The organism is Pseudoalteromonas sp. KAN5 (genome assembly GCF_022846535.1).
GTDB classification, from domain to species: domain Bacteria; phylum Pseudomonadota; class Gammaproteobacteria; order Enterobacterales; family Alteromonadaceae; genus Pseudoalteromonas; species Pseudoalteromonas haloplanktis.
Genome location: NZ_AP025589.1, coordinates 3451423 through 3465574, shown reverse-complemented (window position 1 = coordinate 3465574; position 14152 = coordinate 3451423). Strand labels below are relative to the sequence as shown.

Genomic DNA, 14152 nt, shown 5'->3' with positions numbered 1-14152 from the left:
GTTAGAGGCTATAAACTCACCCTGCGGATATGCTAGTATTGCTCAAATAAAGTGCGTATCCGCTAATTTAAGGTAAAACATGCAAACATTACACGCTGAAGTTGTAGCTATCAGCCCATTAACAGAATTTGTTCACAAGGTCATTTTAAAACCTGCACAAAGCGTTACTTTTGAAGCAGGCCAATATTTACAAGTTGTACTCGGTGAAAAAGACAAACGTGCCTTTTCAATTGCGAGCCGCCCTTCACAATGTGATCAGCTAGAGCTGCACATTGGTGCATCTGCGGCTGATTCATACGCAATGCAAACCCTTGAACACCTTCGTGCGGCACATGCTGATAAAAGCTTAGTGACCATCGAAGCTGGCCTTGGTATTTCACAATTACGTATACAATGCGAACGCCCAATTATTTTACTTGCTGGCGGCACAGGGTTCTCATACGTGAAATCGATGGCCGACCATTTAAGTGAAATTGGTTGTGACCGCCCAGTGTTATTTTATTGGGGCGTCCGTGAAGAGTCAGCTCTTTATGCACATAGCGAAATGCAAGCATGGGCTGATAGCCGTGAAAACTTTACTTTTATTCCAGTGGTTGAAAATCCCACGGACAGTTGGACAGGGCACACCGGTTATGTACATAAGGCCGTAATGCAAGATATCGTTTCACTTGCACCATACGATATCTACATGGCCGGTCGTTTTGATATGATTGGCATTGTTCGTGATGACTTTTTGGCGCATGGCGCAATCCGCGAAAACATGTATGCCGATGCTTTTGCATTTATAAAGTAGCGTATTAAAGCGCCGGTGGCGCTTTTTTTATATGGACTAATCCTCACTAAATATACAAATCCCATCCATTAAAGTTATACTGAGTTCACTTAATAAATAGAATCAGTGCCGTTTTATGGCTTCGGCAATCGAACAGCGTATCGTAACTTTTTTACTTAAACATATTAAAGGCATAAAACTGATCTATTTATTTAGCTCTCATAATCAGGGGACTGCCAACAAAAATAGCGATATTGACCTCGTTGACTTAAACTCGGCATCAACCGTATTGCAAGTGCAAGTGATATCATCATTGCGGTGATTAATAACCATCTTTCGGACTTTGAGACATACAGCAAAGAAATTGCGCAAAAAACATTAATGTAGAACAACGATTACATTACTGACACTCTCTGACAAAACCTTATGATTTACTGAACGCTCTTAAACAAGGAGCATAATTATGACCACTAACGTAATCGAAGTTGTTAATTTCACACTCAACACTGACGCCGATTTAGCACAATTTCATATTGCTAATAACGCATTTCAAAATTTCATTGACCAACAACCGGGCGTATTTTATCGCTCTCTTGCTAAGCAACCTGATACCCCGCTTTACATCGATGTCATATACTTTGCTACACCAACAGATGCAAAGCGTATAAGTGATGCGTTTTCTGAAAATGCCATTTGCCAACAATTTGCTGCGCTAATAGCAAAACAAAGTGTACAGTTAACTCATTATGAGGTACTGAGCCAAACAGCTTGCCAGCAAAGTTAAACTAAATAAAGGATCCATTCGTGCACAAATCAGAGCGGCTATTTCAACTAGTAAATATACTAAAAAGTCGCCGCTTTGCGATCACTGCAAGTGATCTCGCCGCTAGGTTAGATGTGTCTGAGCGCACTATTTACCGTGATATTCAACACCTCCAAAGCTCAGGAGTTCCTGTTGCAGGTGAGGCGGGTGTTGGCTATCTAATTACTGAATACGACCTTCCTCCCATGATGTTTACGCTAGAGGAGTTACAAGCACTACTGCTGGGTAGTAACATGGTGAGTGCATGGACCGACCCACAATTAGCTGCAAATGCCCAAGCTGCAATAACTAAAATAAATGCCGTATTACCTGAAAAACTAAAACAACAAGTCGACGAGTTGCCTTATATCGTCCCCTCTTTTAGCCATGATAAAAACCAGCAACAAACCACCTTGCTACTCCGCCAAGCGATTGCTAATAAAACCTGTATAGAATTTCACTATATTGATGTTAACCAGCAGTCCACTCACCGTATTGCAGAGCCTTTAGGGCTTGTGTACTGGGGAGCAAAATGGACGCTGATTGCTTATTGCCAATTACGTACTGACTATCGTGAATTTCGTTTAGATCGTATCCAAGCTATAACGCCTGTTTGCAAAGTATTTGTTACCCACCCACAAAAAAATTTAGCTCATTACATTGAGTTAGTAAAAGCTAAATATCAAACAAGTTAGTATGAGTAGAATGCAATTAAATTGAGTAATGATTGTTTCTACCTATCAATATAATCAACATAAACAATTTCCCAAAAAGCAGATCCTTAACCATACTTTGTACAAGTCATTAATTGGGAGAGACCCAAATGTTAAATACAAAAGTAAAAGATTTCATGCAACGTAAGTTGCCACACATCACACCAGAGACTGAAATGACCACCGCCATTGCGGAACTGCAAAAATTTAAATTACTCGGTGCACCGGTGTTTGATGACAATAAATGTTTAGTAGGATTTATCTCTGAGCAAGAACTACTTAGGCCATTAATGCAAAGTAGTTATTTTTGTGACGGCGTGGTTAAGGTTGCGCAACTAATGCAGACAGAGGTTATCACCGTCAACGGCGACACCAACATCATAGAGCTTGCGGAGCAAATGAAAACAGGGAAGCCAAAAAACTACCCTGTTGTTGAAGGCACTAAAGTAATTGGGATGATTGGTCGTAGTGATATTCTCAAAGCAATGTTTGATAACTATCTGAGCTGCCAATAAAAATATTAGGCGTATAAAAAACGCCTACCCCTTATTAGCGTGCGGCAGCAGCGTGTATTAGTTGCTGTTTTTCTGTATCACTTAAATAGGCTATTGCCAGCGCATTTGCTTGAGCTTTTTCTATATCGGCTTGAGTTAACCCCGCAGCGGGTGCTGCAATCGCGTATTCATGCTCAATTTCGATGCCTTCAACTGCGGGATCATCGGTATTAATACAAGCCAAAATACCATGATCTAAAAAGCGCTTCAGAGGATGTACGTCTAAGCTTGCTACCGTACTGGTTTGTACATTACTGGTTAAGCACGACTCAATACCAATACGCTGATCTCGCAGGTAATCCATCAACTTGGCATCTTCAATCGCTTTTACACCATGACCAATACGCTCAGCACCAAGCTGATTAATCGCTTGCCAAATACTGGCAGCGCCTAATGCTTCTCCAGCATGAATTGTTGCAGCCAAGTAGGCATCGCGTACCTGTTTAAAGTGTTCTACAAACAGCTCGCCCGGAAAACCAATTTCATCACCCGCTAAATCAACAGCGACTAAGTCATTTTTAAACGCTAGCAAGGCATCAAGCTCTTGTTGGCAAATTTTAGTTCCGTAAGTGCGCGACATAATACCAATTAAATTCGCTTTCACGCTGTTGTTTTGAGTGGCACTTTTAATACCATCAACAACGGCTTCAACCACACCTTGTGGATGCAAACCACAGCTCTGCGCCATGTAATACGGGCTAAAACGTAGCTCAACATAATCTAAGCCTTGCGCTTGAGCATCTTCGATATTTTCTATGGCGATACGCCGACATGCATCATAGTCACCAAGTACTGCAACACCCCAATCAAGCTTTTGTAAGAAAGCCATTAGGTTCGGTTCAGGATCAATAACTTGTACATGTGGAATAAGTGCTTCAACATTGTCAGCTGGCAGTTTGATATTGAACTGGCGACCTAAATCAAGAATTGTTTGTGCACGGACATTACCATCTAAATGGCGATGTATATCTAGCAAGGGGAGTTTTTTATTGATCATAATGAGCACTCAGTTCAGTTAATTTGCGCGGATGATACGCACTTAAATCGGTAATTCAAGTTTAGATGATTTTATTCATATTATTGAGGTCATTTGTCAGCCCATTACAATAAAAGGTTAAATCACAGTGACTTTATTGCTGTGAAACATCTTTATGCAAATAGTGCCACACTGTTTTAAAGAGTTTCTCAGCATCGATTGGTTTTGTTAAGTAACCATCCATACCGACCGCGAGTGCTTTTTTAACATCGTCGTCATGAGCATTGGCAGACAAAGCAATAATCGGCAGCTCATGCATAAATAACTCATAGCGGATCACTTTAGTGGCTTGCAAACCATCCATATTCGGCATTTGAATATCCATCAGTACTAAATCATAACGTGCTGCAGACACTTTTTCGATGGCTTCAAATCCATCATTGGCAACATCTGCAACACAGCCTTTGGTTTTTAAAATAGCGGTAGCAACATGTTGATTCAGCGGGTTATCTTCAACTAATAAAATTTTAAAATTAGCAAGCGATAAAGTGCTGGTATCAATATCATTAAACTGCGGCTCTAATTGCTCTGCCCTAGCCAGCGGTGAGATGCGTGGCAGGGTGAAGGTAAACGTTGAACCCACTCCTTCCTTACTGACGAGGCTAATTGCTCCCCCCATTAACTCAACTAACTTTTTACAAATGCTTAATCCTAATCCAGTACCACCAAACTGCCGAGAGGTAGAACTATCCGCTTGGGCAAAAGGTTGAAATAGTTGTTGTTGAGCTGTTTCGCTAATACCAATACCCGTGTCACTGACGCTAAAGTATACGCTGTCTTGCTGTTGCCACACCTTTAACGTGATAGCGCCAGTAGCAGTAAATTTAATCGCATTATTTAATAAGTTAAGCAACACTTGTTTTAAGCGAATTGGGTCACTATCAAGCTGAAGCTCTACATTATTTTCTAAATCGACAATAAGTTGCAGTGACTTCATATCAACTTCAAACTGCACTAAGTTAACGAGCTCATCAATCAGCTTATTCAGCGCAATGGGCTCTTGCATTAAGTCGAGTTTACCTGCTTCCATTTTAGAAAAATCGAGTACGTCATTTAATACTCGCAACAAGACGCTAAGCGCACCATCTGCTTGCTCAATAAAACCTCGTGCTTGCTGCCAATCTTGCTGTTGTAATGCCAGATAATGCAGCCCCTTAATACCATTTATTGGGGTGCGGACTTCGTGACTCATATTAGCCAAAAACTGACTTTTGGTCTGACTTGCTTTATCGGCTTTTTGTTTTTCTTGACGCAAAATTCGTGTTTGTTGAGCAACCTGCTCACGGATCTGAATATTAGTCCCCGTTACCGAGATCAAAAATGTAATCAACAACCACACAAATAACATCCCTAATATTTGCGCAAGCCAATACAATAACCACGACATTTGTGCCTTTGGCTCAAAGATCTGTACTTGCCAAACTCGCTTGCCTATCGTTAGTTGGTATTCACTCAACAGCTCTATATCAGTGCGCGAAGTGCGATAAATTAATTGTCGTGCATCAGCCTCAGTTACATCATAGAAATGACTGCTAATTTGACTATGATGGTTAAATTGTAATGCCTCAGCCAAACGTGCCAAGCTAACAACAGCTACCACAAATCCCCTAAAATCACCTTGGGTTTGTAAATCGCCAAACACCGGAAAGAAAAACAACACTCCGCTATCATCGTTCTTTGTTTGTATTAGCTTAACGGGTTCACTAATGACTAATTCATTCAATTCCTTGGACATCATTAATGCGCTACGGCGCTGACTATTTGACGCTAAATCAAAACCTATCACCTCTTCATTCCCCGCTATAGGGTTTACGTACAGTATAGGGTAATAGCCTTCACGTTTGGTAACACCCTGCCAATACTGCTGTGGCTTTTCTTTTATATAATAGTTATGCATGCCTTGCTGGCGCACTTTGTCTTGATGGTGCTCAACATCCGCTAACAAGATATTTGGCACCCAATCAAACGCGAGTACTTCAGGGCTATAATTCAGTTGTTTTGAAGTAAAACGCTCAAACTCACCGTAACTAACCTCATCACTACTGGCAAAAAAGGTCGACAGTAGTGTTAAATGGCTGGTTATTTCATCTAATTTATGGCTTATCTCCAATTTTATTTCGGCAATTTTCGCTTCTTGCTTTTGAATCTCTTTATCTCTTTTCACACTTGCCGCGGCATAAAAACTGATACTGATCACAATATAGATCAATAACGAAGGCAAAATGACTTGTAAACGGTGACGCATTTGCGCGTAATTGAAAGCAGCTAATATAAGTGGCGTAAAAATCAAGACACCAATACTGTCGCCGATCCACCATGCTATAAAATTATCAAATGCATCATGCATGGGAATAACATGATTAAAGACTAATAAGCTTGTGCCGATCGATGCTGAAATTACACAGCAAATAGGTCCTGCAACGATCAAGCTTTGTATACTGTGTTTTAAAGAGGAGAGATCGAGGGGGGCTTTTATGATTTTGACTATCAGATAACAACCAACCCAAGCCTGCAACACCGCCCCTAACGAGACAATTAAAGCTTGTAGAAAAACCTGCCAATGGAGAATATCAACAACTTGATCAAGATGGAGCAAGTTAGTCAATAAAGCGCCGAGTAAAATGCCGAAGGTGGCGCGTTTTCCGCACAATAAAAAACTAGCAAGCGCGATCCCTGATGGTGGCCACGAGGCCACTGCATAGCCATCTATTGCCAACAGTGAATTGCTAAAGAAGCCAGTTAAAAAATAAGCAAAAGCAATGCTAAACGTCAGAGTAAATATATTTTTCAATGCTCTGGCGCTCCTATGCCGGTATGGATCCGCGGTCTCTACGAATAAAGATCGAGTGCTTTTTGTGGCTGCGCACTTTTACTATAACTAAGCTGTGCTTGAGCGAAATATGCCTTGCTATTTTCTCGGGTTAAGGCCTTATCAAATACCCGCGCGGCGAGGTCATACTCCCCATGCGCATTCGCAAGACAAGCAAGCGCAAGTAGCAAGTCTTGATTATCAGAGTCTTTCTTTAACGTATCTTGCAAACTTGCTTGTAATTTTAGCGCGTCTCCCGGTGCGGAGACTTTCAAAATCTGTGCAAGCTCGGCATGTTGCTCTGGTTTTTTCAGCATTTTTATCAGGCTTAACTCTATTTCATTTAAGCATCCGGCACTGGCCATTGCCGCTAAATAACAGTTCTGCGCTTTTGCTTTTACCGGCTTGGGTAACTGCTGGTATTTATCGGTTAATTGCGACTGTGGCTGCGCCATAAAATAGCTGGTTAATAACACTGTCCATTGGCTCTGTGTTAATGCTTTTTTAGCTAATAAACGCGGCATAAATTGCTCAAGTGCCGTCCATTTTTGCTGCTGCACAAGTACCTCAGCATAGAGTTTCAGTTCCAAGGCAGTGGCTTTCTTAGCCTCAGCCAACACCTTTAGCTCTCCCGCTACGGTGCTGCAATCACCACTGGCAAGCCAAAGTTTCGCGGCCTTCAATTGATTTGCTGGTGATATTTGATCAAGTAAACCAATTGCTTTACTCGGGTCATTATGCTGTAAAGCCGCTTTGGCTAGTAACGCATAGCGCACATCTTGCCAATTATCAGCCACGCTGTTGTTAGCCAGTGCAAGTTCAAGCTGTTCGCTATCGCCATTAATTAAGCTCCATACACCTTGCTCAATCGCAGCTTGCTTACGCTCTTCACTACGGGCAAAAAAACGATGACGAGTGTTGCTATACATAGACCAAATATAACGGATCAACTTATAAGTTAAATACAGCCCGAGCGCGATAACCAAAATGGTCGCACAAAAAGCGACAATAGACCCTTCAATAGTTGTTTGATTAAACGAAATTAATACATAACCCACTTCACCTATTAGCATCGGCGATAAAGCAAGCAGTAGCGCAACGGCTAAAATAACCAATATTAAGCGGATCATTGTGCCCACTCCTTGACCTGCTCAGTACTTTTCAAAGTGATAGCTGGACTAAAGTTTAACTGCTCTTTGCTCAACTCCTGCAACGTTTTAAGCGTACTTTTAGTGAGAGCGTCATCATGTTTAAAGTAATCTTTTACTAATACTTCGGCTTGACTCAACGCGGTAAAATAAACACTGGCTTGTTTAGTCAACAGTGCATCTTGCGCTTGCGATAAATATAAGCTTAAGCGCTGTTGGATAAGATGGCGCTCTTGCTCGGTTAATAAAGGTTCAATAGCAATATCTTCACGTTGGCGAATTTTAATAAAGTTATCTTTAAATTGCTGCCATGAATTCGCTAAGTTTTGCTGCCAATCACTGATATTCTCACTTAACGCATGTTGATCTTCTTGTTCCACTTCTTGTGGTAATGCCACCGCGTTAAAAACAAGCTTATCAACTTGCCCAAGCACGCCGTGCAGCGTTAAATAAATGGCTTCTACTGCCACCGGTTCAACAGTACTTAGCGCTTGCAAGTCTTGATGTATTGCCTGGCGAATAGCGCCTGTGCCGGGGTGTTCAGCAAGTAGCGCATCTAAGCGAGATAATACAGCCGTTGCACCTTGATAATCTTTTTCAGCCCACAATTTAAACTCAGCCATACGTTGCAAGCTGGTAACTTCTTGGGGGTTGAGGCTATAAGCTTGTTGCTCTGCACGCTGTAACGCACTTTCTAGTTGCTGCTGTGTTTGTGTTTTGCTTGCAGCTAAAGCTGCCGTCACTTTTTGCTCACTGTTAAACAAGGCTTGCTGCAAGGTTTGCTGGGCGACTTTTACGGCTTGTAGCTCTTTACCAAGCAGTTGGTTGTCAGCAGATAGTTGATTGATCACTTGATTAGCTTGCTGCTGCGTATTTAATTTTTGATAAAACTGATACCCCACCCCAGCTGCCACTATTAACGAGATCAGCAGTGCTAAGCTGCCAGTTTTACTTACTTTTTGTTTGTTAGTTGGGGGCGTTTCTTGTTTCATAGCAAAGTCTTTTTTTGTTGCCGAAGGAGAGTCTGTAACCTTAGTATTCACTTTGGTTGTACTGCTTTGTGCTGCTTTAGTGTCAGCTATTGGCTTTGTATCTTCACTCATAAGGGTACCTTCGCTGATACAAGTAAACATAGCGCTATCACTTGCACCTGCGGCAATGTGTATATTTGCCGAGTCAATCTGCTGCGCCGCAAGGTGTTCGCTAATGCGAGCACTGGCAACATAAAACTGACAGTGTCTTAACCATTCTAGTTGTTGCACGCTCAGCTGGCGAAAAATCGCGTCAACGGCCGCATTACTTGTAATGACTATACCTTTAACATCAATGCTTTGCCAGTGGTCTAGCCAGTCAGCTGAATTTCCCTCAGTAGGGCTACGTTGATAAACAACTAAATTATTTAAAAATGCTCCACGCTGTTTGAGCGTTTTTGCAATAGTAGGTCGGCCATCTTTGCCTTTCACTAAAACAATATTTTGCCCATCAATCTGCTGTAATGACTTCAGCGCTAATAATCCTTCAGAATCATGCTGCTTAGGCACCGCGGCGCGCACGCCAAATGCCTGCCAAATGGCTTCAGCAGTTTGTTCGCCTACAGCATAAAACTGTGCTTTGGTATTAATATCGGGTTTTAGAGCCAGCAGTGCATTGACGGCATCTTGAGAGATAAAAATAACTTTATCTGCATTCAGTAGAGGCGTTAGCTGGGTGTTGTTTGGTGTGAAATAATCGATCTTCAAAACTGGAAACAAGGTCGCCTGATAACCCTTCTGCGACAGTTGCTGCGCAAGGTCGGTGCCTTTTCCATGTGGGCGAGTTATCAGGATCTGTGCCATTTATGCGTCTCTATATACGTCTGCTAAAATTTTATCTGCACCTAATGCAAGTAATTGCTCGGCCAGTTGTATACCTAGTTGTTCTGCATCGCTGGCATTACCACTGATCTCAGCACGCAAAATTTCGCTGCCATCAATCGCGCCCACTAAGCCACGTAAATGCACTTGCTCGCCATCAACTAATGCATACGCACCAATTGGCACTTGGCAACCGCCTTCTAAACGGCGATTCATGGCACGCTCTGCATTTACACGAATACGCGTTTCATTGTGCTCTAGCGGTGCAAGTAATGCTTTGGTTACTTCATCATCAATACGACACTCAATACCTACCGCACCTTGACCATTAGCTGGTAGCGATTGCTCCGGCTCAATAAAGGCTTTAATGCGATCATGCATTTCTAAACGAATTAAACCTGCAGCCGCTAAAATAATCGCATCATATTGGCCATCATCAAGCTTGGCTAAACGCGTGTTCACGTTACCACGTAAATCACGAATTTCTAAATCAGGGCGCAATGCACGTATTTGGCACTGACGACGTAGACTGGATGTACCAACAATAGCACCTTGCGGTAACTGTGCAATATTATCAAAGCTATTCGATACAAACGCATCCCGTGGATCTTCGCGCTCACAAATAGTATGCAGCGCTAACCCTTGTGGAAAATCCACCGGTACATCTTTCATTGAATGCACAGCGATATCAGCACGGCCATCTAACATTGCTTGCTCAAGCTCTTTAACAAATAAGCCTTTACCGCCAATTTTTGCAAGCGGAGTATCGAGAATGATATCCCCTTGGGTCGACATAGGCACTAACTCAACCGTAAGATCAGCATGAAAATGCTCAAGTTGTGCTTTTACAAATTCCGCCTGCCACAGTGCTAAGGCACTTTTACGAGTCGCAATACGGATTAGTTGAGATTTTTTTGTCGCTTTTCCAATCATAAATAGAGTCCAATTAATTTTCTTTGCTGAGTCTCAAAGTACGCTAAACGCTTACTCAGCCAAAATGCGAAATTCTTTTTGTGCCAACAAATGGCCATGTTCATCAACAACATCAACGCGCCAATTACCAACTTGTTCAGGTAAAATCGTTTTATTAGAGAAAGTACGATAACGAGGCGAAGTAACATCGAGCTCAATGCTGGCTAGCACTTCATCTTCGTAGCGCCAAACATGCTTAACTTTTTGCCCTTGCAGGTTTTTGAGTTCACTAAAAAATGCCATCGTCTCTGTAAATTCATTAAAACGCACATCTGCTTTAAATACGTTAACCGGCTCACGGTCTACGACTTCACGCGTCAATACAGCTCGACTTACTTTGTCGGTATCAATTCGCGCACCAAGCGCAACGCTGGCCACATGTGCCGAAGGTGCAAAGCTATCAGTTTGTTGAACGGTTACCTCTTGTCCAACCAATTCCTCATTCGTATCAGGAATAACAGTGGTGCTAGCAGGTAACTCCTCGCGGACTTCTTGTTCCTGAACAGTAATTTGCGCTTCAGGCTCACTGGCTGATGCTGCAAGGTCATCAATATCGGAGTTTTCAATAACGGCTGCAATAACTGGTATTGCTGAGGCTGAATCAAGTTCAGTATCACTTTCCTCAATACGTGGGTCAACTAGCTGCGGGTCATCAGTTACACTGTCAGTTACCACCTCCGCCACTGAGCTATCAATAGGCTGTTGATCATTTTGCTCGGCGTTTACCGAGCCCAATAGGCTATATGCAACAATAACTAACGCAAATACCACCAATAACATAACAGCCACAATGCGCTGCCAATGCCATTGATAGGTGACTTCTGGGGCAGTAGGTGCTGCTGCACGACTCATATTTGCGGTGATCACTATTTTTTGTTTCATTTTAGCCTCGGCTACTCAACACTATTAACTTAAGCGGGCAATTAACCAGTGGCGGATAGCCAATAGCTCTTCCCCACAGACCTGATGGCCCATAGGATAGTCTTGCCAACTTACCTCCATGTTATGCGCTACCAATACATCAAACGCATGACGGCCAGCCTCATAAGGTACGACTGGATCTTGGCTACCATGAGCCATAAATACATTTAAACCTGTTTGTTTTGCTTCAGCTGTTAATTTCTCAGGCACGCACATGTATGTCGACAACGCCATCACACCAGCCAGCTTTTGCTTTAAGCGCGGTGCTAAATGTAATGAAATAACGCCACCTTGAGAAAAACCAGCTAATATTATTTTATTTGCTGGAATGCCTTTCTCGAGTTCTTGATTGATCAATAACTCAACTTTAGTCGCTGATTCACACACCCCAGCTTCATCCGCACGCTTATCTAAATCCATTGATTTAATATCATACCAAGATCGCATAGCCATACCACCATTTATGGTGACCGGCTGTACTGGTGCATGGGGAAATACAAACCGCAAACCAAGCTCATCAGGTAACGCAAGTTGTGATGCAACAGGCAAAAAACCATCGCCTGAGTCGCCCAAGCCATGCAACCAAATAATCGTTGCTTTATGCTCGCCCTTTGCAGGGTACTCTACAAACGCTAAACTCATAAGGCTGGTTGCCACTCAACTGTTTGACCGGCCTGACGCGTGGTCGCCTCATTCATAAACTGCCAAAACTCAGCGCCCGAACGGTTATCAATCCACTGATCACCACGTAATTCAAAGTGATGACCATTAAACTTAGTTGCAACCCACACTTGATGTAAAGGCGCTTGCTTATTAATGACAATTTTACTGCGATCGGCAAAAATAATTTCCAAAATACCTTCGCCAGATTCATAGTCTAAGTCGGCTTCACAGTCATCCACTTGCTCTTCAATGGTAAACATAAGTGCTTCGGCTAATTGATGGTATTCATGATCAGTCATAATTGTTTCCTTTTACGGGCATTTAGCCAGGTATTCGGTACGAATTGCGTGCAACTAGTGTAACAGGAATAAATTCATCCGCGAATAGCTGCATTTTTTAGATATTCTGTTAATCTGCGATTATAAAGCCAGCAACACGATTAATCTAATGAAAGAGATGCATCTTAAACAATTAACACGACTTTCCTCACTCAGTGTACTTCTTATCGCTTTAGCTGGTTGCGGACAAAGTGGTCCACTGTATTTACCTGAAGAAAATGCAGAGCCGAATCAACCAGAACAAGTAGCGCCTGCCGCTACTAAAACACCGTCATCAACTACTGAATCGAAACAGGACCAATAATGGACTTTTTTGACTATAAAAATAATCAGCTACATGCTGAAGACATCGCTGTCAATGAGCTTGCAGCGCAATACGGCACACCTTGCTATATTTATTCACGCAAAACATTTGAACGTCATTATCTTGCCTTTGCTGAAGCGGCTACCAATCATAAAAACTTAGTGTGCTATGCTGTAAAAGCGAATTCAAACATTGCCGTGTTAAACGTGCTTGCGCGTTTAGGTTCAGGGTTTGATATTGTTTCTAAAGGTGAACTTGCGCGTGTTATTGAAGCAGGTGGTGATCCCAGTAAAGTAGTTTTTTCAGGGGTCGCAAAAACAGCTGACGAAATTGCCTATGCGCTAAAACTAGGCATTAAATGCTTCAATGTAGAGTCAGTGTCTGAATTAGATCGCATATCACACGTTGCTAGCGAGCTTAATTTAGTCGCGCCGATTTCGATTCGTGTAAACCCTGATATTGACGCTAAAACCCACCCTTACATTTCAACAGGCTTAAAAGAAAATAAATTCGGTATAGATATTCTAACGGCTGTAAGCGTTTATCAATATGCAGCATCATTACCTGGTTTAAAAATTACCGGCGTTGACTGCCATATAGGCTCTCAACTTACTGAAATAAAACCATTCCTAGAAGCCCTCGATAAAGTGCTGGCACTGATTGATGAGTTAAAAGCAAATGGCATTGAACTGAGCCACTTAGATATTGGCGGTGGCTTAGGCGTACCTTATAACGGTGAAACCCCGCCACACCCCAGCGAATACGTGGCACATATCACCGAGCGTTTAAGTGACTACCAACACCTAGAGCTTATTTTTGAGCCTGGCCGTGCAATTGCTGCTAATGCCGGTATTTTAGTTACTAAAGTTGAGTTTATTAAACAAAACCAAGATAAGTTTTTTGCGATCGTTGATGCCGGTATGAACGATATGCTGCGCCCTGCATTATATCAAGCATGGCAAAACATTGTGCCAGTAACCCCACGCAATGACGACACCCCCACCCACAATTTTGATATTGTTGGCCCTGTGTGTGAAACCGGTGACTTTTTAGGTAAAGATCGCATGTTGGCATTGCAACAAGGTGATTTACTAGCACAGCGCAGTGCGGGTGCATACGGCTTTACTATGAGTTCAAATTATAATTCTCGCCCTCGTGTGGCTGAGATTATGGTTGATGGTGAGCAGAGTCATTTGATCCGCGCACGTGAAACAATTGAAAGCTTATGGCAAGGTGAGAAAATTTTACCATAAACTTTTTGTAACAC

Annotated in this window: 14 protein-coding genes; 6 read left to right on the top strand and 8 right to left on the bottom strand. The window is 42.3% G+C overall.

Annotation, left to right across the window (positions count from 1 at the left end; genetic code table 11):
• Window positions 1–79: 79 nt before the first annotated feature.
• The 4 genes from fre (at window position 80) to KAN5_RS15410 (ending at window position 2802) form a co-directional block, all read left to right on the top strand.
• The gene (gene fre / locus KAN5_RS15425) at window positions 80–793 is read left to right on the top strand and encodes an NAD(P)H-flavin reductase (RefSeq protein ID WP_016710008.1); all 714 of its coding nucleotides are present in this window, start codon (window positions 80–82) and stop codon (window positions 791–793) included.
• Window positions 794–1235: 442 nt separating this feature from the next.
• Window positions 1236–1556, top strand: a complete 321-nt coding sequence (locus tag KAN5_RS15420; protein WP_016710007.1) for a hypothetical protein — start codon at window positions 1236–1238, stop codon at window positions 1554–1556.
• A 20-nt stretch (window positions 1557–1576) separates the two neighbouring features.
• Window positions 1577–2269, top strand: a complete 693-nt coding sequence (locus KAN5_RS15415) for a YafY family protein (RefSeq protein WP_244390056.1) — start codon at window positions 1577–1579, stop codon at window positions 2267–2269.
• Between the two features lie 128 nt (window positions 2270–2397).
• On the top strand, window positions 2398–2802 hold the full coding sequence (locus KAN5_RS15410) for a CBS domain-containing protein (protein ID WP_244390055.1): 405 nt from the start codon (window positions 2398–2400) through the stop codon (window positions 2800–2802).
• Window positions 2803–2836: 34 nt separating this feature from the next.
• Here the strand turns inward: KAN5_RS15410 and add are convergent, their stop codons facing one another.
• The 8 genes from add to cyaY all read right to left on the bottom strand — a co-directional run bounded on the left by add (window position 2837) and on the right by cyaY (window position 12542).
• Window positions 2837–3838, bottom strand: coding sequence for an adenosine deaminase (gene add, locus KAN5_RS15405; RefSeq protein ID WP_244390054.1), 1002 nt, complete (start codon window positions 3836–3838; stop codon window positions 2837–2839).
• 133 nt (window positions 3839–3971) lie between these two features.
• Window positions 3972–6668: a CHASE domain-containing protein gene (locus tag KAN5_RS15400; RefSeq protein WP_138554732.1), complete on the bottom strand. Its 2697-nt coding sequence runs from the start codon at window positions 6666–6668 to the stop codon at window positions 3972–3974.
• A gap of 38 nt (window positions 6669–6706) precedes the next feature.
• Entirely contained in the window at window positions 6707–7816 is a 1110-nt protein-coding gene (locus KAN5_RS15395; protein ID WP_138554731.1) for a heme biosynthesis HemY N-terminal domain-containing protein, read from the bottom strand.
• Entirely contained in the window at window positions 7813–9669 is a 1857-nt protein-coding gene (locus tag KAN5_RS15390) for a uroporphyrinogen-III C-methyltransferase (RefSeq protein WP_138554730.1), read from the bottom strand. The genes KAN5_RS15395 and KAN5_RS15390 overlap by 4 nt, the downstream gene beginning before the upstream one ends.
• A complete protein-coding gene (gene hemC / locus KAN5_RS15385; RefSeq protein ID WP_016710000.1) occupies window positions 9670–10620 on the bottom strand; it encodes a hydroxymethylbilane synthase in 951 nt (316 codons plus the stop codon).
• 51 nt (window positions 10621–10671) lie between these two features.
• Complete coding sequence (locus KAN5_RS15380) at window positions 10672–11541, bottom strand: DUF2914 domain-containing protein (protein WP_244390053.1); 870 nt, start codon at window positions 11539–11541, stop codon at window positions 10672–10674.
• A 24-nt stretch (window positions 11542–11565) separates the two neighbouring features.
• On the bottom strand, window positions 11566–12222 hold the full coding sequence (locus KAN5_RS15375; protein ID WP_244390052.1) for an alpha/beta hydrolase: 657 nt from the start codon (window positions 12220–12222) through the stop codon (window positions 11566–11568).
• Window positions 12219–12542, bottom strand: a complete 324-nt coding sequence (gene cyaY / locus KAN5_RS15370) for an iron donor protein CyaY (RefSeq protein ID WP_016709997.1) — start codon at window positions 12540–12542, stop codon at window positions 12219–12221. The genes KAN5_RS15375 and cyaY overlap by 4 nt, the downstream gene beginning before the upstream one ends.
• A 148-nt stretch (window positions 12543–12690) precedes the next feature.
• On the opposite strand from cyaY, the gene KAN5_RS15365 reads away from it, so the two are divergent.
• Window positions 12691–12885 (top strand): lipoprotein, encoded by a 195-nt coding sequence (locus KAN5_RS15365; RefSeq protein ID WP_016709996.1) that lies wholly within the window; start codon window positions 12691–12693, stop codon window positions 12883–12885.
• On the top strand, window positions 12885–14138 hold the full coding sequence (gene lysA / locus KAN5_RS15360) for a diaminopimelate decarboxylase (protein ID WP_016709995.1): 1254 nt from the start codon (window positions 12885–12887) through the stop codon (window positions 14136–14138). The genes KAN5_RS15365 and lysA overlap by 1 nt, the downstream gene beginning before the upstream one ends.
• The last annotated feature ends 14 nt before the right edge of the window (window positions 14139–14152 follow it).

Bases quoted from the DNA above. Each gene is read 5' to 3' on its own strand.
- KAN5_RS15395 (WP_138554731.1), bottom strand. From the start codon at position 7,816: ATGATCCGCTTAATATTGGTTATTTTAGCCGTTGCGCTACTGCTTGCT.
- KAN5_RS15380 (WP_244390053.1), bottom strand. From the start codon at position 11,541: ATGAAACAAAAAATAGTGATCACCGCAAATATGAGTCGTGCAGCAGCA.
- lysA (WP_016709995.1), top strand. From the start codon at position 12,885: ATGGACTTTTTTGACTATAAAAATAATCAGCTACATGCTGAAGACATC.
- fre (WP_016710008.1), top strand. From the start codon at position 80: ATGCAAACATTACACGCTGAAGTTGTAGCTATCAGCCCATTAACAGAA.
- KAN5_RS15410 (WP_244390055.1), top strand. From the start codon at position 2,398: ATGTTAAATACAAAAGTAAAAGATTTCATGCAACGTAAGTTGCCACAC.
- cyaY (WP_016709997.1), bottom strand. From the start codon at position 12,542: ATGACTGATCATGAATACCATCAATTAGCCGAAGCACTTATGTTTACC.
- KAN5_RS15420 (WP_016710007.1), top strand. From the start codon at position 1,236: ATGACCACTAACGTAATCGAAGTTGTTAATTTCACACTCAACACTGAC.
- hemC (WP_016710000.1), bottom strand. From the start codon at position 10,620: ATGATTGGAAAAGCGACAAAAAAATCTCAACTAATCCGTATTGCGACT.
- add (WP_244390054.1), bottom strand. From the start codon at position 3,838: ATGATCAATAAAAAACTCCCCTTGCTAGATATACATCGCCATTTAGAT.
- KAN5_RS15375 (WP_244390052.1), bottom strand. From the start codon at position 12,222: ATGAGTTTAGCGTTTGTAGAGTACCCTGCAAAGGGCGAGCATAAAGCA.
- KAN5_RS15390 (WP_138554730.1), bottom strand. From the start codon at position 9,669: ATGGCACAGATCCTGATAACTCGCCCACATGGAAAAGGCACCGACCTT.
- KAN5_RS15365 (WP_016709996.1), top strand. From the start codon at position 12,691: ATGAAAGAGATGCATCTTAAACAATTAACACGACTTTCCTCACTCAGT.